This is a genomic window from Paractinoplanes abujensis, from assembly GCF_014204895.1.
Taxonomy (GTDB): domain Bacteria; phylum Actinomycetota; class Actinomycetes; order Mycobacteriales; family Micromonosporaceae; genus Actinoplanes; species Actinoplanes abujensis.
The window spans coordinates 1,344,408-1,364,761 of record NZ_JACHMF010000001.1 but is presented as its reverse complement, the minus strand read 5'-3'; the positions used below and the strand labels follow the sequence as shown (position 1 = coordinate 1,364,761).

Annotated in this window: 15 protein-coding genes; 5 read left to right on the top strand and 10 right to left on the bottom strand. The window is 73.3% G+C overall.

Annotated features, from left to right (window positions below; genetic code table 11):
• Positions 1–29: 29 nt before the first annotated feature.
• From BKA14_RS05620 to BKA14_RS05605, 4 genes are all read right to left on the bottom strand, one after another.
• Positions 30–1,040, bottom strand: coding sequence for a M14 family zinc carboxypeptidase (locus BKA14_RS05620; protein ID WP_203722006.1), 1,011 nt, complete (start codon positions 1,038–1,040; stop codon positions 30–32).
• Between the two features lie 32 nt (positions 1,041–1,072).
• Complete coding sequence (locus tag BKA14_RS05615; RefSeq protein WP_184949854.1) at positions 1,073–1,429, bottom strand: DUF1330 domain-containing protein; 357 nt, start codon at positions 1,427–1,429, stop codon at positions 1,073–1,075.
• Positions 1,430–1,522: 93 nt separating this feature from the next.
• Entirely contained in the window at positions 1,523–2,368 is an 846-nt protein-coding gene (locus BKA14_RS05610) for an FAD binding domain-containing protein (protein WP_184949853.1), read from the bottom strand.
• A gap of 56 nt (positions 2,369–2,424) precedes the next feature.
• Positions 2,425–2,994, bottom strand: a complete 570-nt coding sequence (locus BKA14_RS05605) for an NADPH-dependent FMN reductase (RefSeq protein ID WP_184949852.1) — start codon at positions 2,992–2,994, stop codon at positions 2,425–2,427.
• 194 nt (positions 2,995–3,188) lie between these two features.
• Here BKA14_RS05605 and BKA14_RS05600 point away from each other — a divergent pair, with 194 nt between their 5' ends.
• Positions 3,189–4,043 carry a P1 family peptidase gene (locus tag BKA14_RS05600; RefSeq protein ID WP_184949851.1) on the top strand — a complete coding sequence of 285 codons (855 nt, stop codon included), beginning with the start codon at positions 3,189–3,191 and terminating at the stop codon, positions 4,041–4,043.
• A 927-nt stretch (positions 4,044–4,970) separates the two neighbouring features.
• Here BKA14_RS05600 and BKA14_RS44925 read toward each other — a convergent pair.
• Positions 4,971–7,994: an FtsX-like permease family protein gene (locus tag BKA14_RS44925; RefSeq protein ID WP_184949850.1), complete on the bottom strand. Its 3,024-nt coding sequence runs from the start codon at positions 7,992–7,994 to the stop codon at positions 4,971–4,973.
• Complete coding sequence (locus tag BKA14_RS05590; RefSeq protein ID WP_184949849.1) at positions 7,991–10,936, bottom strand: FtsX-like permease family protein; 2,946 nt, start codon at positions 10,934–10,936, stop codon at positions 7,991–7,993. The genes BKA14_RS44925 and BKA14_RS05590 overlap by 4 nt, the downstream gene beginning before the upstream one ends.
• An 86-nt stretch (positions 10,937–11,022) precedes the next feature.
• Between BKA14_RS05590 and BKA14_RS05585 the strand changes: the two genes are divergently transcribed.
• The gene (locus BKA14_RS05585) at positions 11,023–11,892 is read left to right on the top strand and encodes an LLM class F420-dependent oxidoreductase (protein WP_184949848.1); all 870 of its coding nucleotides are present in this window, start codon (positions 11,023–11,025) and stop codon (positions 11,890–11,892) included.
• Here BKA14_RS05585 and BKA14_RS05580 read toward each other — a convergent pair.
• Together BKA14_RS05580 and BKA14_RS05575 are read right to left on the bottom strand one after the other, a co-directional pair.
• Positions 11,889–12,434, bottom strand: coding sequence for a hypothetical protein (locus BKA14_RS05580; protein WP_184949847.1), 546 nt, complete (start codon positions 12,432–12,434; stop codon positions 11,889–11,891). The two genes, BKA14_RS05585 and BKA14_RS05580, sit on opposite strands and share 4 nt — an antisense overlap.
• 262 nt (positions 12,435–12,696) lie before the next feature.
• Positions 12,697–15,183, bottom strand: coding sequence for an ATP-binding protein (locus BKA14_RS05575; RefSeq protein WP_184949846.1), 2,487 nt, complete (start codon positions 15,181–15,183; stop codon positions 12,697–12,699).
• A 109-nt stretch (positions 15,184–15,292) separates the two neighbouring features.
• Between BKA14_RS05575 and BKA14_RS05570 the strand changes: the two genes are divergently transcribed.
• Complete coding sequence (locus BKA14_RS05570) at positions 15,293–16,723, top strand: gamma-aminobutyraldehyde dehydrogenase (RefSeq protein WP_184949845.1); 1,431 nt, start codon at positions 15,293–15,295, stop codon at positions 16,721–16,723.
• A 37-nt stretch (positions 16,724–16,760) separates the two neighbouring features.
• Here BKA14_RS05570 and BKA14_RS05565 read toward each other — a convergent pair whose 3' ends face one another.
• Positions 16,761–17,966: a saccharopine dehydrogenase family protein gene (locus BKA14_RS05565; RefSeq protein ID WP_184949844.1), complete on the bottom strand. Its 1,206-nt coding sequence runs from the start codon at positions 17,964–17,966 to the stop codon at positions 16,761–16,763.
• Positions 17,967–18,182: 216 nt separating this feature from the next.
• Here BKA14_RS05565 and BKA14_RS05560 point away from each other — a divergent pair, with 216 nt between their 5' ends.
• Entirely contained in the window at positions 18,183–18,641 is a 459-nt protein-coding gene (locus tag BKA14_RS05560) for an Lrp/AsnC family transcriptional regulator (RefSeq protein ID WP_203722008.1), read from the top strand.
• A complete protein-coding gene (locus BKA14_RS05555; RefSeq protein ID WP_184956579.1) occupies positions 18,638–19,900 on the top strand; it encodes an NAD(P)/FAD-dependent oxidoreductase in 1,263 nt (420 codons plus the stop codon). The genes BKA14_RS05560 and BKA14_RS05555 overlap by 4 nt, the downstream gene beginning before the upstream one ends.
• A 301-nt stretch (positions 19,901–20,201) precedes the next feature.
• On the opposite strand, the gene BKA14_RS43605 is transcribed toward BKA14_RS05555, so the two are convergent.
• The gene (locus BKA14_RS43605) at positions 20,202–20,333 is read right to left on the bottom strand and encodes a VOC family protein (RefSeq protein ID WP_260416410.1); all 132 of its coding nucleotides are present in this window, start codon (positions 20,331–20,333) and stop codon (positions 20,202–20,204) included.
• Between the last annotated feature and the right edge of the window lie 21 nt (positions 20,334–20,354).

The window sequence follows — 20,354 nt, the reverse complement described above, 5'->3', positions numbered from 1 at the left end:
CGCCCCCGGCCCCGGCCACGGTGATCCGGTCAGGCGGCGTCGGCCCGGGACAGAGTCGAGATCGCCCCCGGCAGCGACGGACCCCGCGCCGGAACGGTGTCGGCCCGCGCCGGATCCACCCGCCACAACGACCCGTCGGCGGCCGCCGTAACCGTGGACACCATCGACACGTACGCGGAATTGATCTGGAACTCGACCTGGTCGGCGGGGAGGTCGGACAGCTCGGCCAGCAGTGAGGCACTGCCCAGGATCCCGTACGCGTTGCGCGCGATGCCCTCGTAGTCACCGCCCGGGTACCGCGTGACGTCGGCGCCGGCCCGCTCCGTCATCGCGTCGTAGGTGAACACCGCGACCCGCCGCGCGGCGTCCAGCGGCTTGCCCTGCACCAGCGGGCTGGTCGGCCACAGGATGGACGCGGTCGTCTCCCGCCCGTCGGGCTGCCGGTAACGCCCCTGCATGTGATAGTCGACGACCACCCGCGGGTGGGTCTTGTGCCAGTAGCGCAGCACGGCCCGCGACTCCGGCACCGGGTTGTCCTCGATCGGCGTCAGCGGATTGTGGAACCGGTTGATGTCGTAGCCCACGCCCGGCTCGGAGTACTCCCCCGCCGCGCCCGGGTCGTGGTTGTAGCGCTGGTTACGCACGGCCCCGTCCGGGTTGGCCTGCACCACGACGTCGACCGTCACCCGGCTGCGCAGCCACTTGTGCCAGGCGCTGTTGCCCACCCCCAGTTCCCGCAGGGCCCGTACGGCGGCCGGTGTCCCCAGCGGCTCGTCACCGTGCTGCTGCGTCACGAAGAGCAGCCGCGTCCGGCCGTGGCCCACGCTGGCCAGCCGCAGCGGCCGTCCCTCGTTGCTGCGCCCGATGATCCCGAGCCGCACCCGCCCGTCACTGACCCGCGCGAGCGTGGCGAGCGCGCGGCCCACCTCCTGCGGGCTGGGCCGGGCGGACACGAGCGGACCGGCTTGGGCCGCGGCCGGCACCCCGATCAGGCCGGCGGTGAACAACACGGCGGTGGCGGCGGCGAGCTTCCATCTCACGGCGGGACCCCCTGATCGAAAGACATCGATGTCTATCGAGGCACTCTAACCCCCGCCGCAGCCCGAAGGGCGGCCGCGGTGACCCGAGCGTCATAACCCCGGCCGACACCCTCGAAGATCAGCGTGTCCCCCTCGATGTGCCGCGTCCGCAACGGCAGAATCTCCTGATAGGCGGGCGACGCATACCAGTCGCGGGCCGCCTCGAGGTCAGGAAACTCGAGAATCACGAGGGTGCCCGGCCACTCCCCCTCCAGGACCTCCACCTCGGGCCCGTGCACGACGAACCTTCCCCCGTACGGGTCCATGGTGTCCTGGATGCGCTCGATGTACTCGAACACGTCGCCGTGGCTGGACGTGGTGCGCAGATGCGCCATCGCATAAGCAGTCATCTCCCGATCGTGGGGTGAACGCTCGCCCGGGTCGATTACCTCCGAGGTAATCAGGCGCACCGGTCCGTCCGCTGGGCCGCCGGGCCGACCAGGTCAGGTGAGCGTTTCGCGGGCCTGGGTCAGGGCGCGGCGGGTCAGGCGTTCCAGGTTGCGCCGGTGACGCGGCCAGTCGGCGGCGGGGTGGTGGCGCAGGGTGGCGTCCTCGGTGGCGGCCGCCTCGGCCGCCGCCTTGACGTCGGCGTCGCAGAAGCCGGTGCCGACCAGCAGTTGCTCGGCGGTGCGGGCGCGGACCGGGCACGGGCCCGCGTTGACCAAGCCGATCAGGGCCCCGGTGACGCGTCCGTCGAGCACGGTCACGGCGGCCATGGCGGCGGACTCGGCATAGCGGGCGTCGCCCGGCCGCTGCTCGGCGAACCCGGCGCCGGTGCCCGCGGGCAGCACAGGCAGGCTCACCTCGACCAGCAGTTCCTCGGGGCGTCGTACGGTCTCGAAGGGGCCCGTGTAGAAATGCTCGGCGAGCACGCTGCGCCGCCCGTCCGGGCCGGCCAGCTCGAATCGCGCACCGAGGATCGTCGCCACAGCCGGCCATTCGGCGGCCGGGTGGGCGTAGGTCAGGCTGCCCAGCACGGTGCCGCGGGCCCGGACGGGCGGGTGTCCGATGTAGCCCACGACTGTGCGCAGCAGCAGGCCGAGCCCGCCGCCGACCCGGTCCGACTCGAACGTGCGGTGCCGGACGAGCGGGCCGATCCGCAGCGTGCCGTCCACCTGGGTCAGCCGGTCGAACTCCTTGACCTGGTTGATGTCGACCAGGCGGCGGGGCCGGACCCGGCCGTCGACCATGTCGGGGACGAGGCTCTGACCGCCCGCGAGCACCGAGGTGGTTCCGTCGGCGAGGGCCACGAGCACCTCCCCGGGTTCACGAGCGGCAATGTATTCCACGCGCCCGTGTTTACCCCGAGCCTCGAAGGCCAGGCGTCCCCCGATCGGATGATCGGTCAGGCGTTTCGCAGCGGGCGCATCACCGGGGCCACCCGGGCCAGTTCGTCCAGCATGGTGGTGGCGGCGGCCGTGGTGACGTCGTTCGGCTGGAACTGGCCGTCGTGCACGAGACTGTGCACGAACGGGATGTTCACCGCGGCCGGCACGAGGAAAAGACGCAGCGCGTACGCGGCACCGGTCAGCGCCATGGCCGAGCGCGTGCCCGCTGAGACGCCGCCGTAGCTGACGACGCTGGCCGGCTTGTAGTTCCACTCGTGGTGCAGGTAGTCCAGGGCGTTCTTGAAGGCCGCACCCAGGCCGTAGTTGTATTCCGGGATCACGAAGACGATGGCGTCGGCCGCGTCGACCTTCTCGCTCCAGCGCTTCGTGTGGTCGTTCTGGTAGTTGCGCATCCGGGGGTGGTGAGGCTCGTCGAACAGGGGCAGATCTTCCTCGGCGAGGTCGGCCACGGAGACCTGGAAGCCGCCGTGCGCCTTGGCCGCGTCGACGAACCACTCGGCGACCGTGGGCCCGATCCGGCCCGGGCGGGTGCTGCCGATGACGACCAGCAGGTTGAGCTCACTCATGTTGTTCCCTCGGAGACGAAGTATTTGCTCGCGCAAACAATAACGCTCCACCGACCGCAACGATCCCCGGGAGTCAGAAGCATCACAGGATTATGTTCTGCGACGAGCGCGCCAACCGCACGACGCGCGATGCTCGATCGACGCCGGCAGCCGTACCCTTCGAGGCTCCCGCCCAGACGGTGGATCATTAGTGGATGGGCGAACCCCAGCTTCTGTCGGCGTGGGCCGGCCACTGGACGGGCGACGGCACCGGAGTCACCGTGATCCTGCCGCCGCCCGGCACCGTCGGTTCGGGCGAGGTGCGCGGCGGTGCGCCGGCCTCGCGGGAGTTCGAGTTGCTTGATCCCGTACGGCTGGTCGACCGCGTCGATGCCGTGGTGCTCTCCGGCGGCTCCGCGTTCGGACTGGCCGCCGGCGACGGTGTGATGCGGCTGCTGCGCGAACGTGGGCTCGGCCTGCCCACCCCGGCCGGCCTCGTGCCGATCGTCGTGGGCCTGTCCCTGTTCGACGCGGCCGTGGCCGACCCCCCGCCGTACGCCGAAGCCGGGCGCGCGGCCGCCGAATCGGCCCTGGCGGGTGCGCCGTTCGCGGCGGGCCGGGTGGGCGCGGGCACGGGCGCGGCGACCGGGAAGTGGCGAGGCGAACTCGTCCCGAGCGGTCTCGGCGTGGCCCGCGGACGGGCCGGCCCGGCATCGATCGCGGCGGTGATCGCGGTGAACGCCTGGGGCGACGTGGTCCGCGCCGGCGAGAACCCACCGGCCGACATCACCCCCGCGCCGCCGCCGTTCCCGTCGGCCAACACCACCATCGGGGTGGTGCTGACCGACGCCAAGCTGGGCAAGAAGGACTGCCACCTGCTCGCCCGGAGCGCCCACACCGGGTTCGCGCGCGCCCTCGACCCGGTTCACACCAGCTACGACGGCGACGCGGTGGTGGCCCTGGCCACGGGCGAGCTGGACGCCGAGGTCGACGTCGAGCACCTGCGCCAGGTCACCGCCCACGTGGTGGCCGAAGCCATCCGGGCCGGTTCCCCCACCCCTGCTCCATGAGGCCGCCGGGCGGTGAACGGCCGCACAGTTCGATGATCTCGTCGGCCGGCCCGCCGCCCACGGGCTCACCGCCAGACGGCGGGCGAACAATATCCGCAGTCAGGCTGCGGTACAGGCCCACCTGCGCGTCCGATGTGCTCGCGGGCCGGGGTGGGCGCAGGCCCTCCCCGTCCAGGAGGGCGCGAACGGCCGCGGCGGGTTGCTTGCCGTGCAGGTCCCGATAGAGCCGGCCGCCGGAGAAGCCGGGACGCGACGGTGTCGACGCAGGCCAGGGCCTATTTGCCCAAGCTGCCGGGCCGTCCGGCGCGACCACCAGCGGGCTGCTCCCGGCGTTGCGAGAGGCGGCCAGCCGATACGACTCGTCGGTGCGGCCGGTGAACAGCGGCGGGCCCGGCGGGAGCTGCGCGGGCACGAGCGGGGACTCGCGAACGCGCTGCGCAGATCCTGACCGGGTCCGACGCCCGGCTCGTCGGCGAAGCGGCCGTGCAGGGCCCGGCCGGGGGCCGGCGCCCCGGGCTGAGGCCCGGCGGCGGCCAAGGTCTTCACCAGGCTGCGTGGCCCTACCGCAGCACGAAGGACCGGTCGCCCAAGGGGCGGGTTCGAGCAGGCAGCCGGGCGCCGCCGCGCGAGACGCCGGAGCGGCCGGCATCGATCGGGTCTTGACGGCCGCGTCCATGACCGGGGCGGCCGCGCACGGCCTGACCGCTGGGCCGCTCGATCGGCTCGGCCCCGAGCGCCTCGTGCCACCAGGACCAACTGGCGAGGTGGACTTCCCGGACGCCTGGTGCCGGTGCCGTGGCGCTTCGGCCGGCAGGGAACACCGGCGGCGGCTCAGAAGATCGGGGACGGCCACTCATCCGCCGTTGGCCGGCCCACGCCATGCGGCCGCTCCCGCCCCCGGTGACCTCGAGACGGCCGGGAAGGCGGTCAGCGGATACGGCGCAGGGTGCGGCGGCCGGTCAGGACGGCCACGCCGGCCAGCAGGAGCAGAGCCGCCGTGGCGGTGAAGGCGACGGTCAGGGGCCGGGGCCAGCCGGCCAGGGGGATGGCCGGTGGGGTGAGGCCGGCCAGGGGCAAGGCCCAGCCGGTCAGCCACCAGCCCAGCATCGAGACACCCACCCCGGCCAGCAAGGCGACGACTATCAGCACGGGATAGGTCCACAGGGTGGCCTGGCGCAGGGCCTGGCGGGTCAGGCCCTGCGTGCGCAACGCCGACATGTCTTCGACGCGGCGGTCGCGGTCGACGGAGGCGGCCAGGGTCAGGGCGCCCGCGGCCAGGGCGGTGGCCAGGGCCGCGACGATGACGTAGAACCACAGGGCGATGGCGGGGCCCTGGGTGTCGAGGCGGGCGCGGATCTGGGCCGCGCGGGTGTCGGCGGTGATCGTCAGGCCGTGGGCGGCCAGTTGGGCGGCGACGTCGGCGGGGGCCTTGTCGTTGAGCCAGACCAGGCCGCCGCCCACTGCGGCGCCGTCGGTGGCGACGTGGTCGGCGTTGTCGAGGTCGGTCAGCACGGCCGGGGAGCCGGCACCGGGCACGGCCGGCAGTTTCGTCGTCACGGTGACCGGCACCGGGCGGGCGTCCAGGCCTGTGACCGTGGGCAGGGCGACGATTCCGGAAGTGGCCACCGGGAGCGGGAAGGGGGCCGTGGCGGGCAGCACGAACAGGCCCGCGGGCAGGCCGTTGAGCGAGGTCACCTCGATGTGCAGGCCGTCGGGGCCGGCGGGGCCGAGCCGGCCGCCTTCGGTGGTGCGCCAGCGGGCCGGGTCGGTGAGCACGCCGGACGGCACGCCGTCGCCGGGATCGCCGCCGCTGAGCCCGTGCACGGTGATCTGGCCGGCCACGTCGAGGGTGTTCTGGCCGCCGTAGACGCGCAGCGAGTTCAGCGTGCAGCCCTGGGCGCAGGCGGGCACGGTCTGCCCGTACGTGTCGCGGCCGGGCCGCAGGACGCCGAGCTCGATGATCTCGTCGTTGCCCCCGGTGCGGGGTGACAGCACCACGCTGACCCCGACCGCCTTTCCGTCCGGGAAACCCGTTGCCGTGATGTCGAACGCGACCTTCGCGCCGTGCACCTCGACCCGTGGGCCGCCCGCGCCGCGCAGGGCCGCCGCGACCTCGCCGGCCGCGGGGGCGCCGGCCGGCCACGCCGCCACCGCCGCCAGCCGGGAGGTGTCGACGGCCACCGCCGCCGGGGCGCCCCCGTCTTCGGGCATCCTCATCGCGGCCATCGCGAACGTGCCCGCCGGGTCGACGGCGCGCACCGCGGCCAGCAGGTTCTGCCGGCCGGTGGGGCCGACTTCGAGCACCCGGGCCGCGCCGGTGCCGATCACCGACTCGGCGGCCCGGCCCCGGGCCGCCACGTCAACCGCCGCGGCGGCGTAGCCGACGACGGCGACCGCTGCTGTGATCAGCGCGAAGAGCCGGACCGCGCCGGGCCGGCGGGAGATCTGCAGGCCGGCCAGGGCCACGCCGAGCCGGCCGCGCCGCAGCGCCCGGCGGCCCAGCAGCGTGGCCAGCGGCACCAGCAGCCGCGCGGCGACCAGCGAACCGGCCACCAGCACGAGGGCGGCCGCTGCGGTGCCGACGCCGCGTAGTTCCGTGCTGAGCTGCAGCACCGCGACTGCGGCCAGGAGCACGACGACGGCCTCGACGGCGATCGCGCGGGCACTGTTCGGCACGGCGGGCGCGCGGCGCAGCAGCTCGGCCACCGGGGTGGCGATCTGCCGGCGCTCGGCCAGCACGGCCGTGAGCAGGGCGGCGCCCGCGGCCAAGGGGGCCCAGCGCAGCGAGCCGAGGCCGGGGTCGGCCCCGACGCCGGGGAAGCGGTAGGCGCTGAACGCGTTGACCAGCAGTTGCCCGGCCAGGCAGCCCAGGACGGCACCGAGCAGAACCGACACCACGTTCTCGCCGGTCGCCAGCCACCAGCGCTGCCCCCAGCGGGCGCCGCGCAGGGCGACCACGGCCAGTTCGGGCCGCCGCCCCTCGGTGCCGTAGCCCACGGCCAGGAAGATCGTGAGGCAGGCCAGCAGGACGAGCGCGACGGCCAGCACGGGCACGATGCGGTGGCCCGCCTCGCGTCCGGAGTCGATCCGGTCGAGCAGCGCGGGCAGCTCGCTGCGGAGCTCGATGCCGGCGCCCAGGGAGGTCGCGCCGGCTTGGACGGCGGACAAGCCCTCCCGTACGGCGGGAAGGTTGTCGACCTCGAGCGCACCGGGGCGGGGGAACGCGTCGAGACCGGCCTCGACGGCGCCCTTGTCCATGGTCTGCACCGTGGCCGACGTGACGAAGACGGGCTGGTTGGCCCCCGGGGGCAGGCCGGACGGGGGCGCGAAATAGTTGTGCTCGCCCCAGAAGATGTTCTGCTGGTCGGGCACCGTGTAGAGCCCGGCGATCAGGAAGCGTTTCGGATCGCCGTCGGGCGCGAAGAACGACGGTTGCCCGCGCGGCGCGATCCGTTTCGCGGCCCTCAACTCGACGGAGTCGCCCGGGGCCAGTTTCAGCCGCGCGCCGGTCGCCTCGGGCAGGATCACGTCGGCCTCGCCGATCAGGCACCGGCCGGCGGTGATGACCACGTGATCGCACACGCCCTGGCGGTAGGCGAACCGGGTCGGGTAGGCGACCGAGGGTTCGATGCCGATGGACGGATAGTCCACCGAGTACACGTAGTCGTAGCCCGGCATGCCGAGCACCGCCGAGCCGCTCTGTTCCAGGTCGGGGCCGGCCGGGTCGGCTTCGGGCTTGGCCTGGCGCTGGTCGAGCTGGAAGGCGCGCACGGCGATGGTCAGCTCGTCCGGGTCCGCCGTCTCGACCTGGCCCGCGGCCACGGCCCGGTCGGCCGCGCGCAGGTAGGCCGGGGCGGCGACCGCGGCCGCGACGCCGAGCATGGCCAGCAACGCCACCACGGCGGCCTGCCCGCGGCGGGCCCAGACCATGGTCAGCACCAGGGCGATCATGAGAGCTCCGCCCGCAGCCGGCGGACCGACAGCCAGGCCGTCGCGCCCAGGACGATCAGGCCGGCCACGGCCGCCGCGGCCAGCGCGGCCGGGCCGAGCGCGTCCGGCGGCGGGACGACCCGCCAGCCGTCCGGGAAGCCGGGCACGGTGACGGCGGCGATCGGACGCGCGGCCAGTGCCGCCGTCAGCCCGCCGAGCAGCCCGGCCAGGGCCAGCGAGCCCGCCCCCGCGTACGTCGTGCCGAGCGCGACACGCCGGGTCAGGCCCTGCGCCCGCAGCGCGCGCAGGTTCTCGAGCTGTGCCTCCCGGTCCACGGCGGCGGCCAGCGCGAGCAGACCCGCCGCGACCAGCGCGGCCACGACCGCCGTGAACAGTCCGAACGGCGCGGTGACGACCGAGGCGTCCGCGGCCAGGTCGCGAGCCCGGGCGCCGGCCGTGCGATCGGCCAGCACGGGCAGGCCGATGGCGTCGACCACGGACTCGGGGGCGTCGGCGGTGAGCCAGACCTGCAGCGTGCCGCCCTGGTCGCTGTCGCCGGCCACACGCCGGGCCGCGTCCAGGTCGGTCAGCACACCCTGCGGACCGAGCACCGGCAGCACGGTCGCGGCGGCGGCGACCCGGACCGGGGTGGCCGGATCGCCGAACCGGCCCACCGCCGAGTCCTCGAAGACCCAGCTGCTCGGGGGCGGTCCGGCCATGACGAGCGGCAGCGGCAGCGGCGCATCGGCCGCCGCGACCTTGATCGAGCCGGCCGGAACGGTCTGCAGGGTGAGGCCGCCGCCGGCCGCGGTGATGTGCACGGCCGGGGTGCTGAAATCGCCGCGCCAGTTCCGCACGTCGGCCAGCTGGGCGGCGGTGAGCACGGTGGCCCGCGGGTTCTGCTGGTCGAGCAGGCGGATGGTGACCGAGCCGTCGTCCGAGCCTTCGGGCGTGTAGAGCTCCCAGCCGACGAGCCGGCACCCGGGGGCCGTGGCGCAGCGCGGCACCGCGGCCGAGGCCGTGCCCGCTCCGGCGCGGATGCCCCTGAACTCGACCCGTACCGGCTCGCCGGTGCCCTCGTGCTGCAGGGTCGCGCCGAGCAGGGTCGTGGTGGTGCGGCGGCTGGTCACGGCCACGGTGAGCCGGTCGCCGGTGATCAGGGGCAGCGCCGTGGGAACGGGAGTGGTGGTCAGCGCCGTGACCGGGCCGTACTCGGGACGCCAGGTGGCCACGGCGCCCAGGCGGGCGCTGTCCACGGCCAGCACGGGCGGAGTGCCCGTGGTGTCGACGACGGCGGCCATGGCGTACCGGCCCTCGGGGTCGGCGCGGCGCACGGCGTACAGCAGCTCTGTCCGGGTGGCGGCGGAGACCGTGAGCACCCGGGGCGCGCCCAGCTCGACGCGGGCGCGGTCGGCCTGCTCGGTGCGCAGGCCCGCGAACGTGCCCAGCGTCAGCGCCATCATCGCGACCGAGACCACGATCAGGGCGAACACGCGGTCGGTGCCGGGCTGGCGGGACACCCGGACGGCGGTGAGCCCGAGCCGGATCCGGCCCGCCCGCAGCGCCGCCGCGCCCACCCGGTCGGCCAGCGACCGCAGCAACCGGGCCAGCAGCAACCCCACGGCCAGCGCGACCAGCGCGGGCGCGACGAGGCCGAGACCGCTGCCGCTCGTACGGGCCTGGTAGACGGCCCCCGCGGCCAGCGCGACCAGGGCCAGGTCGACCACGCCGGAACGCCAGTCCCGCCGCGCCGACGGCACCCGCCGCAACAGCGCCGCGACGGGGGCCCGTTGCTGCAGCGCGTCCACCGCCAGCAGCACGAGCAGGGCGATCCCCAGGGTGACGACCACCAGGCCGAACGAGAGCAGCAGGGCCGCCCACAGCTCGACGGTCACCGGGAGCGCGCCCGCCAGGGGCCAGGCGAGAAGGAAGCCGGCCACCCACCCGGCCAGCCCACCCGCGGCCAGCGGCAGCAGATGCTGGCCCAGCGCGAGGCGCAGAATGCCGCGGGAGGTGCTGCCGCGCAGCTTGAGCAGCCCGGCGTCCTCGCGGCGCTCGCGGCCCGTGTAGCGGCCCGCCAGCGCGATCGCGAACCAGCCGAGCAGGGCCAGCTGCCCCATCCCGACGGCGACTCCCCCGGCCACCTCCAGCCGCTCCTCGCGGACCCGGTCGACCAGCTTGCCGGTCGGCGCGGACAGTTGCAGCCGGGCCGCCGCGAAGCTCGGCGCGGCCTCGTTGACCAGACCGTTCAGGTCGTACGCGCCGTCGCCGCGCAGCAGGGGCAGCGGCACGTCGAGATCCCACACGTACGTCTGGCGCACCAGCAACGGGTCACGGAACGAGTCGAGCGACGTGAACAGCGGGTCGAGGGAGCCCTGGGCCCGGAAGAGCTTGCTGCTCCAGTACGCGCTGCCCGGCTCGGCGTGCTCGTAGACGCCGGTCACCCGGTACGCGATCGGGATCGACCGCGAGGTGGCCGCGCGCACCCGGAACGTGTCGCCGGTCCTGAGCTTGAGCCGGCGCGCGGTGTCGGCGCTGATCACGGCCTCGTTCGCGGTGGCCGGGCACGCGCCGGTCAGCCGCACGTGCTCGCAGAACCCGTCCCGGTACGCGACCGGCAGCCCGGTCGACGCCCCGCCCCGGCCCGGGTAGACGTACGTCGCCTCGGCCACCACGCCGAGCACCGGCGTTCCCGACGGCACGGGCAGCAGACCCCGTACGGTCGTGGCGAACGTGTCGAGGGCGCCGCGCGGGTCGTCGCTGCTCTCCCCGGCCTGCCGCACCTCGATGATCCGCTCCGCGACCGGCGACCGGGTGGCCTCCGCCCCCGCCGATTGCGAGGCGACGCTCAGCCCGTACCACGCAGCGCAGCTCGCCCCGGTCGCCAGCAGCGCGGCGAGCAGGGCCAACAGCGATGCCGGCCCGGAACGCCGGCGGACGGCGCCCAGAGCTATGTAGTACATCCGATCCTGCTTCCCCCGTGCTGCGCGATCTCCCGACACTCTGGACCTGTGGGCGAAGTTTGCCAAGCGTCGATTAGGTTGAGGCCATGAGCGTACGTTTCGGGGTGTTCGTGCCGCAGGGCTGGAAGATGGACCTGGTCGAGATCGCCGACCCGGTCGAGCAGTACGAGGCGATGACCGAGGTGGCCCGGGTCGCCGACGCCGGCCCGTGGGACGCGATCTGGCTCTACGACCACTTCCACACGGTGCCCGAACCCACGCTGAACAGCGTCTTCGAGTGCTGGACGGCCACGTCGACACTGGCCCGCGACACCAGCCGGGTCCGCATCGGTCAGATGGTCGGCTGCAACGGCTACCGCCAGCCTTCCCTGTACGCCAAGATCGCGTCCACGGTCGACGTGGCGTCGCACGGCCGGCTGATCGCCGGGCTGGGCGCCGGCTGGTACGAGCACGAGTGGAAGGCCTACGGCTACGAGTGGAAGGACGTGCCGCAGCGGATGAGCGAGTTCCGTGAGGCCGTCGAGATCGTGCACAAGATGTGGACCGAGGACCGGCCCGCGTTCCGGGGCAAGCACTACTCGATCGACGAGCCGATCAACCAGCCGCGGCGCAAGCCCGACTTCTGGCTCGGCGGGGGCGGCGAGAAGGTGACGCTGAAGCTGGTCGCGCAGTACGCCGACGGCTGCAACGTGGGCGGCGGCGACCCCGAGGTCGTGCGGCACAAGCTGGGCGTGCTCCGCGAGCACTGCGACCGCCTGGGCCGCGACTACGCCGCGATCACCAAGTCGACGACCATCGAGCTGGACCTGACCGAGTCCACGGCCGACACGATCGCCCGGGTCGAGCGGGTGGCCGAGGCGGGCGCGGACTATGTGATCTTCTACGTCCCGCGGGTCGCCTACGACCACGCCCCGCTGCTGCGCCTGGCCGAGGAGCTGGTCCCGCAGTTCCGCTAGGCCGGCGCCGAACCGGTTCGCAGCCGGCGGCTCAGCTCGCCCGAGCTGACCTGCAGCGCCCAGCCCTTCGACGTCGCCGTGAGCTTGGCCTTCGTGACCTTGCTCTTGGCGTCGTCGGGGCACGGCTGACCGGGCGCGGGGCCCACGGTGGTGCCCGAGATGCCGAAGCGGGGGCCGGTCACCCAGAAGCCGGTCACCGTGGCCGCGTACCCCTGGGCGCCGCGGGCCCGTTTGCCGGTGATCGCCGCGTCGAACAGCTCGTAGCGGCCGAACTCGCGGTGGTGCACCAGCGCGAACGTCCGTTTGCCGCAGGTCACCGTGTAGGTGTCGTCGGTCCAGAAGTCGTGGTTGAAGACGATCCCGGCCGCCTTGGCGTTGAGCGTCGCCTCGGTCCAGCCGAAGGCCTTGAGCAGGTCGGTCTTCGCGACGTAGCCCTTCTTGGTCTCCGGGTCGTACGTCACCGCCGCGTTCGCGGGCCCGCCCGTCGCGAGTCCGGCGGCCACGACCGCCCCAGCGATGACGACCCGCACCAGCGCCCGCATGTTCCTGTCCCCCTCATGTGATGTCGGAACTCTTAACGATCATTGCCGCCGGACGACCCTGTTCGTCGCGAAACGCTTATCCCGCGGTGCTCCCGGGTAGTGGAGTGACATGTGGGGTATCCCGGCTTGGGCCTGGGGCGCCGGTTTGGCCGTCGGCTGCGCGATCGGCCTGCTCATGTTCGACGGGGCGATCGTGGGGCTGATCTTCGGGATCTCGATCGGGACGGCATTCGCGATCTCTTTCGGCGCCGCCACCAAGAAGTCAGTCGGCGGCGACGGGCAGGGTGACGGCGAAGACGCTCCCGCCGGCGGGGACGGGAGCGGCCGACACTGAGCCCCCGTGGGCGTCGACGATGGCCTTGGTGATGGCCAGGCCGAGCCCGGTGCCCTTGGTGCCGTTGCGCACGGCGTTGCTGGCCCGGAAGAAGCGGTCGAACAGGCGGTCGTACTCGTCGGGGGGCACCCCGATGCCGGTGTCGGCGACCTCGATGACCGCGTCGCCCTCCTCGCCCGCGGTCAGGTGCGCGGTGACCGCGACCGTGCCGCCGCCGGGCGTGTACTTGACCGCGTTGGTCACCAGGTTGTCGAGGACCTGCCGCAGCCGTACGGGGTCGGCGTGCACGGGCAGGTGGCGCGGCACCTCCATCGTCAGCGTCAGACCTTTGGCGGCGGCCGCGGGCTGCTGCGCCTGCACCGCCTCGCGCACCAGCCGGGCCGCGGAGATCGGCTGCGGGTCGATGTGCAGCTGGCCCGCCTCGAGCCGGGCCAGGTCGAGCAGGTCGTCCACGAGGTGCTGCATGTGCGCCGAGCGCCGGTCGATCACCTCGGCCAGGTGCCGCTGCTCGTCGCTGAGGTGGGGGTCGTCGAGCAGGGTCTCGCTGTAGCTGCGGATCGCCCCGAGCGGGTTGCGCAGCTCGTGGCTGACCATGCCGACCATCTCCTCGCGGTTGGCGGCCAGCCGGGCCTGGGTGGCGGCCAGGCTCAGGGCCAGCTCCTCGGCCCGGCGGCGTTCCATGTGCCGGCCCAGGTGCGCGCACACGCCGTCGAGCAGGTCGAGGATCTCCGGGTCGGGTTCCAGCGGCACGGCCGTGAAGAACAGCAGCACGCCGAGAATCCTCTGGTCCGACCGCACGGGCACGCCGATCGCACTGTGCAGCCCGGCCGCCCGCACCTGGGCCGCTTTGAGCACCGTCCGGGGGTCGTCGAGCACCTCGGGGATCCACAGCTCGCCGCCGCTCTCCCAGACCCGCCCGGCGATCCCGACGCCGCGCCGCACCAGCGGGGGCCGGTCCTTGACGCCGTGGCCGGGCGCGGCCCAGTTGCCGACCCGCACGATCGTGCCGGACAGGTCGTCGGCCTGCCAGAACTCGCCCAGGGCCCAGCCCAGCCCGGCGCCGACCGCGGCCACCGTACGGTCGGCGGCCTCGCCCGCGCTGTGCGAGTCGGCCAGCCCGCGCGCGACGGCCAGCCGCAGCTCGCGGAACGTCTCCAGGCGGCGCTGCTCGGTGATGTCGTGCATGGCCACCACGGCGCCCAGCCGGCGGCCGTCCGGGGTCTCCAGCGGGCGCGCGTTGGCGTGGAAACGGCGAGCCGGCCCGCCCGGCGGCGCGATCACCATCTCGGCCCCGTCCACCCGCTCCCCCGCGTGCGCCTTGATCAGCGGGATCTCGTCGGTGCGCAACGGCGTGCGCCCGTCCGGCCCGTACATGTCGTAGGCGCGGGACCAGTCCTCGGCGGGCAGGTCCTCGCTCACCCCGCGCCGGTGGATGTCGCGCAGCGCCTGGTTGAACAGGGTCAGCCGGCCGTCCTCGTCGCACGCGCCGACCCCGGTGTCCAGGCTGTCCAGCAGGGCCTGCAGGAATGCCCGCTCGTGTTCGAGCTGACGGCGCTCGGCCTGCCGGTCGGTGATGTCGTGCAGGAACGCGTGGAAGCCGCCGTGGATCTGCATCAGGCTCATCTCGACGCCGAACTCGGCGCCGGCGCGGTTGCGGGCGACCAGCTCGAAGCGCCGGCCCATGATCGTGGAGGAGCCGCCGCTGTGCATCCGGGCCAGGCCCGCCGCGTGGGCCGCCGCGAACCGCTCCGGGATGATGAGGTCGGCCACCGGGCGCCCCACGGCCTGGCTCCCGGGGTATCCGAACAGCTGCTCGGCGGCGGAGTTCCAGCCGGTCACCACCCCGTACGCGTCGATCGCCACGTGCGCGTCGGGGGCGTTGGCCAGCATCCCGCGCAGCCGGTCCGCGGTCAGCGCCAGTGCGCGTTCCCGGGCCCGCAAGGCGATCTCGGTCTCGGCCGCGCCCGCCAGGTCCTCGATCAGCAGCAGCTCGCGGGGTTCCCAGTCGCGGGGCCGGTCGTCCAGCACGCCGAACGCGCCCAGCGGGTAACCGTCGGGACTGCGGATCGGGAAGCCCGCGTACGCGACGACGCCGTCCTCCAGCGCCGGATGCCCGCTGACCCGGTCGTCGGCGCGGGCGTCACTGATCATCAGGGGCGCGTCGGTGTCCACCACGATCGGGCAGAAGGTGCGCTCGGGCGGCGGACCCGAATGCCCCACGACGCGGCGCCGCTCCGAACCGACCAGCGACACCAGCGCCCGCGGCGCGCGCAGCTGATGGGCGGCGGCCCGGGCCAGACGGTCGAGCGAGGGATAGGTGCGGCCGTCGAGCATGCCGGTGCCGCGCAGCCGCTGCAGCCGGGCGGCGTCGGTCAGCCGGCCGTCCGCACCGGTCGCGCCCGCTGTCGGCCCCACTTTCTCCGGTTCGGCCGGGTGCCGCCGGAGCTGAGGCCGAACTCTTGCCTGCTACGGAATCAGTGGCAGGATGGCAGCCAAACAGTGAGATCCTGCGTCTGGAGACCGCGTGACCGCGAAGACCGTGCTGCACAACTTCATCGGTGGCGAGTCGGCCGCGCCCGCCGACGGCCGCTACGAGGACCTGATCGACCCGGCCACCGGCGAGGTGTTCGCGTCGGCCCCGGTGTCCGGCGAGGCCGACGTCGACAAGGCGATGGGCGCCGCCTCGGCCGCGTTCGAGAAGTGGCGCAACACCACCCCCAGCGAGCGGCAGCAGGCCCTGCTCAAGTTCGCCGACGCCATCGAGGCGCGGGCCGGCGAGCTGGTCAAGGCGGAGTCGCAGAACACGGGCAAGCCGCTGGGCCTGACCGCGAGCGAGGAGCTGCCCCCGGCGGTCGACCAGATCCGGTTCTTCGCGGGCGCCGCCCGGCTGCTCGAGGGCCGTTCGGCCGGGCAATACCTGCAGGGCTTCGAGAGCTACGTGCGGCGCGAGCCGGTCGGCGTGTGCGCGCAGGTCACGCCGTGGAACTACCCGCTGATGATGGCTGTGTGGAAGCTCGCGCCGGCGATCGCGGCCGGCAACACGGTCGTGCTCAAGCCGTCCGACACCACCCCCGTCACCACGGTCATGCTGGCCGAGATCGCCGCCGAGTTCCTGCCGCCGGGCGTGCTCAACGTCGTCGTCGGCGACCGCGACACCGGCCGCGCGCTGGTCACCCACAAGACGCCGCAGATGGTGTCGATCACCGGCTCGGTCCGGGCGGGCATGGAGGTCGCGTCGGCCGCCTCCGCCGACCTCAAGCGCACCCACCTGGAGCTGGGCGGCAAGGCCCCGGTCGTGGTCTTCGACGACGCCGACATCGCGGCCGCGGCCGAGGCGATCGCCGTGGGCGGCTACTTCAACGCCGGCCAGGACTGCACCGCGGCCACCCGCGTGCTGGCCTCGCCCCGGGTCTACAGCGACTTCGTGGCCGCGCTGGCCGAGCAGGCCAAGAACACCAAGACCGGCGCCGCCGACGACGAGGACGTGCTGTTCGGCCCGCTCAACAACAGCCGCCAGTTCGAGCGGGTCTCCGGTTTCGTCGACCGGCTGCCCGACCACGCGGCGCTCGACGCGGGCGGTGTGCGGGTGGGTGACCGCGGCTTCTACTACGCGCCCACGGTCGTCTCCGGTCTCAAGCAGACGGACGAGGCGGTGCAGGACGAGATCTTCGGGCCGGTCATCACGGTCCAGCAGTTCAGCGACGAGGACGAGGCGGTGGCCTGGGCCAACGGCGTCGAGTACGGCCTGGCCTCGTCGGTCTGGACCAAGGACCACGCCCGCGCGATGCGGATGACCCAGCGCCTCGACTTCGGCTGCGTGTGGGTCAACTGCCACATCCCGCTGGTGGCCGAGATGCCGCACGGCGGCTTCAAGCACTCCGGCCACGGCAAGGACCTCTCCGTGTACGGCCTGGAGGACTACACCCGCATCAAGCACGTGATGCACGCTCTGTAGACAGGCGTGGGGCCGCTGGCGGGCGGCCCCGCTTCCCCTATCGCTCCTGCAGGTCCCAGGGCGAGCCGTACTCGACCAGCTTGTCCAAAAAGGGCACGGGGTCGAAGGCCTCCGGGCCCAGGACGCCCACGCCGGTCCACGTGCCGTCGGCGAGCAGTTCGAGGGCGACGACCGGGTTGACCGCGGTCTGCCACACGACGGCCTGGGCGCCGTACTCGCGCATCGACCACTCGTTGTCGACCAGGTGATACAGGTACACCTCGCGCGGCCGGCCGTCCTTGCCGGTGCCCGTCACCCACGTACCGGCGCAGGTCTTGCCCGTCATCCGGTCGCCCAGCGAGGCCGGGTCGGGCAGCGCGGCCGCGACGACGTCCCGCGGGGAGACGTCGACACCCTTGACCCGTACCGGATCCGTCTTGTCCAGACCCAGCTTGCGCAGCGTCTTGAGCACATCGATGAACTCGGTGCCCAGCCCGTACTTGAAGGTGACCTTGCGGGCCTCGACCCAGCGCGGGATCAGCAGCACCTCCTCGTGCTCGACGTGCACGCACTCGACCGGCCCGATGCCGCCGGGGAAGTCGAACACTTCGGGCTCGGCGAACGGCTCGGTCGTGTACCAGCCGCGGTCGCGCTCGTAGATGACCGGCGGGTTCAGGCACTCCTCGATGGTCGTCCACACCGAGAACGACGGTGCGAAGTCGTAACCCTCGACGACCAGGTTCGCCCCGTCCCGCACACCGATCTCGTCGATCTCGGTGAACAGGTGCTCGGCGGCGTACTTCGCGAAGATGTCCGACAGGCCGGGCTCCACTCCGATGCCGACCAGCGCCAACCGGTTCGCGGCCGCCCATGATCCGGCCGCCGCGAACTGGTCGTCACCCAGTTTCACCCCGGTTTGCTCGTACGGGGAAACGGGGTGCGGTTTCGACAGCGACATCGCCATGTCGAGGTAGTGCGCCCCGGCGGCCGCGGCACCGTCGAAGACCGGCATGACGAAGCGCGGGTCGACGGCGTTGAAGACGTGGGTGATCTCGTGTTCGCGGCAGAGTGCGGCGACCGCTTCCGCACTGGACGCGTCGATCTTCGCGGGGACGAATCGGGCGTCGTTCGTCAAGCCGGCCGCCTTCTCAGCGCGGCCGAGATCGTAGTCGGCCACGACGAACAGGTCGAAGAAGTCGCGGCGGGCCGCGATCAGCGCGGCGGCGGATCCGACACCGCCCGCTCCGACGGCGAGGATGCGCATGGGGGTGGACCTTTCGTTCCGAGGGGTTCCGGCACTGAAACCGTGCGCCACGAGCCTTGACGCCACTGAAAAACTTGTCAAGAGCGATCAACTCTGCGATAAACGCAGGTGATGGCAGACAGTGAGGGGGACGTTCCGGTGCGGATTCCATCGACGGCCGCAAACCGGACGAGTGATTCGATTGCCGTCGACCTGCCCGGCGGGAAGAATCGCGGCGTGACGGCGGACGTGGCACTCGACGACATCAACAAGCAGATCATCGAGCACCTGCAGCGCGACGGGCGGATGTCCTACGCGACACTGGCGAAGACGATCGGCCTCTCCGAGGCGGCGGTCCGGCAGCGGGTGCAGCGCCTGCTCGACGGCGACCTGATGCAGATCGTGGCGGTGACCGACCCGCTCACGCTCGGCTTCGCGCGGCAGGCGATGGTCGGCCTCAAGGTGAACGGCGACCTGCGCGCCATCGCCGACGAGATCGCCGCGATCCCCGAAGTCGACTACGTGGTGATCTGCGCCGGCGGCTTCGACCTGCTGGTCGAGCTGGTCTGCACCGACGACGAGCACCTGCTCGACCTGCTCAACGAGAAGGTCCGGTCGGTCCAGGGCGTCATCGCCTGCGAGACCTTCATGTATCTCAAGCTGGCCAAACAGACGTACGCGTGGGGAACTCGATGATCCCGTCCTTCTGGCTGAGCACGCTCGACCCGATCGTGCCGCGGCCGCCGCTGCCGGGCGACCGGTCGTACGACGTGGCGATCGCCGGGGGCGGCTACACCGGACTGTGGACGGCCTACTACCTGTCGCAGCTCGCGCCCTCACTGTCGATCGCGGTGCTGGAGGCGTCGTACTGCGGGTTCGGCGCGTCGGGCCGCAACGGCGGGTGGGCCTCGGGGCTGTTCCCGGTGAGCGAGGCCAAACTCGCGCGCCGGTACGGCGCCGATCGAGCGCGGGCGATGCATGCCGCACTGGCGGACGCCGTCGACGAGGTCGGACGGGTGGGCATCGACTGCGACTACGCCAAAGGCGGGACGATCTCGCTGGCCCGGTCCCCCGCGCAGCTGCGGCGGGCTCGGCGCTCCCCCGGCTTCCTGTCCCGCTCCGCCGCGGCCGCCATCTGCAACGCTACCGACGTGCTGGGCGGGGTCTACAGCCCGGACTGCGCCGCCTTGCATCCGGCGCGGCTCGTGCGCGGCCTTCTTGATGCGGTATTGCAGCGCGGCGTCGCGGTCTATGAGGGCACACGCGTGTTGTCACTGTCGCGCGGCTCGGTGGTGACCGACCACGGCACTGTCACGGCGGGGACGGTGGTGCGGGCGCTCGAGGGCTACACGGCCCAGCTGTCCGGGCATCGGCGCGCGCTGGCCCCGGTCTACTCGCTGATGATCGCGACCGAGCCGCTGCCCGCTTCCGACTGGGAGCGGATCGGCCTGGCCCGGCGCGAGACCTTCACCGACGAACGGCACATGATCATCTACGGCCAGCGGACGGCGGACGACCGGCTCGCGTTCGGTGGCCGCGGCGCGCCCTACCACTTCGGGTCGCGCATCGAACCCTCGTACGACCAGGTGCCGGCGGTCTTCGACAGCCTGCGGGAGACCCTGGCCGACATGTTCCGGATCCGGCCCGGGATCGCGTACCGGTGGGGCGGCCCGCTGGGCATCCCGCGCGACTGGATGCCCAGCGTCGGACTGCGCGACGGCGTGGCCTGGGCCGGTGGCTACGTCGGGGACGGCGTGGCCGCGGCCAACCTGGCCGGGCGCACCCTGGCCGACCTGATCGCCGGGCACGAGACCGAACGGACCGGGCTGCCCTGGGTGGGCCACCGCTCCCGGCGCTGGGAACCCGAGCCGATCCGCTGGCTGGGCATCAACGCGGGACTGCGGGCGACCACCCTGCGCGACGCCTGGGAGAAACATCCGGCCCCGGCGCGCTGACGCGCCGGCACAGTCACTTCCGTTTCCGGGCCGAAACGGCGCGATGTGGATAGCCGAGGCGGCCCGGATCACCTCGCGCGCGCTGCAGGCCGCGTTCCGCCGCCACCTTGACACCACGCCGATGGCCTACCTGCGCCGGCCCGCCTCGACCGCGCCCACCACAACCTGCTGGCCGCCGACCCCACCGAGGGCGCCACGGTCACGGCCGCCGCTGGGGCTACCTCGACCCGAGCCGCTTCGCCGCCGACTACCGGGCCACCTACGCCACTCGCCAGGGGTGTCCCTGCGGCACCGATCGGGCTCACGCAAGCGTCGCGGTGAGGTTGACCAGGTTGCCGTCGGGGTCGTGGACGTGGGCGACCCACTGACCCCACGGCATGTCGCCGGTCGGGCCGAGCACCCGGCCGCCGCTCGCCTCGACCCGGGGCAGCAACCACGCGGGAGGCCCGGACTC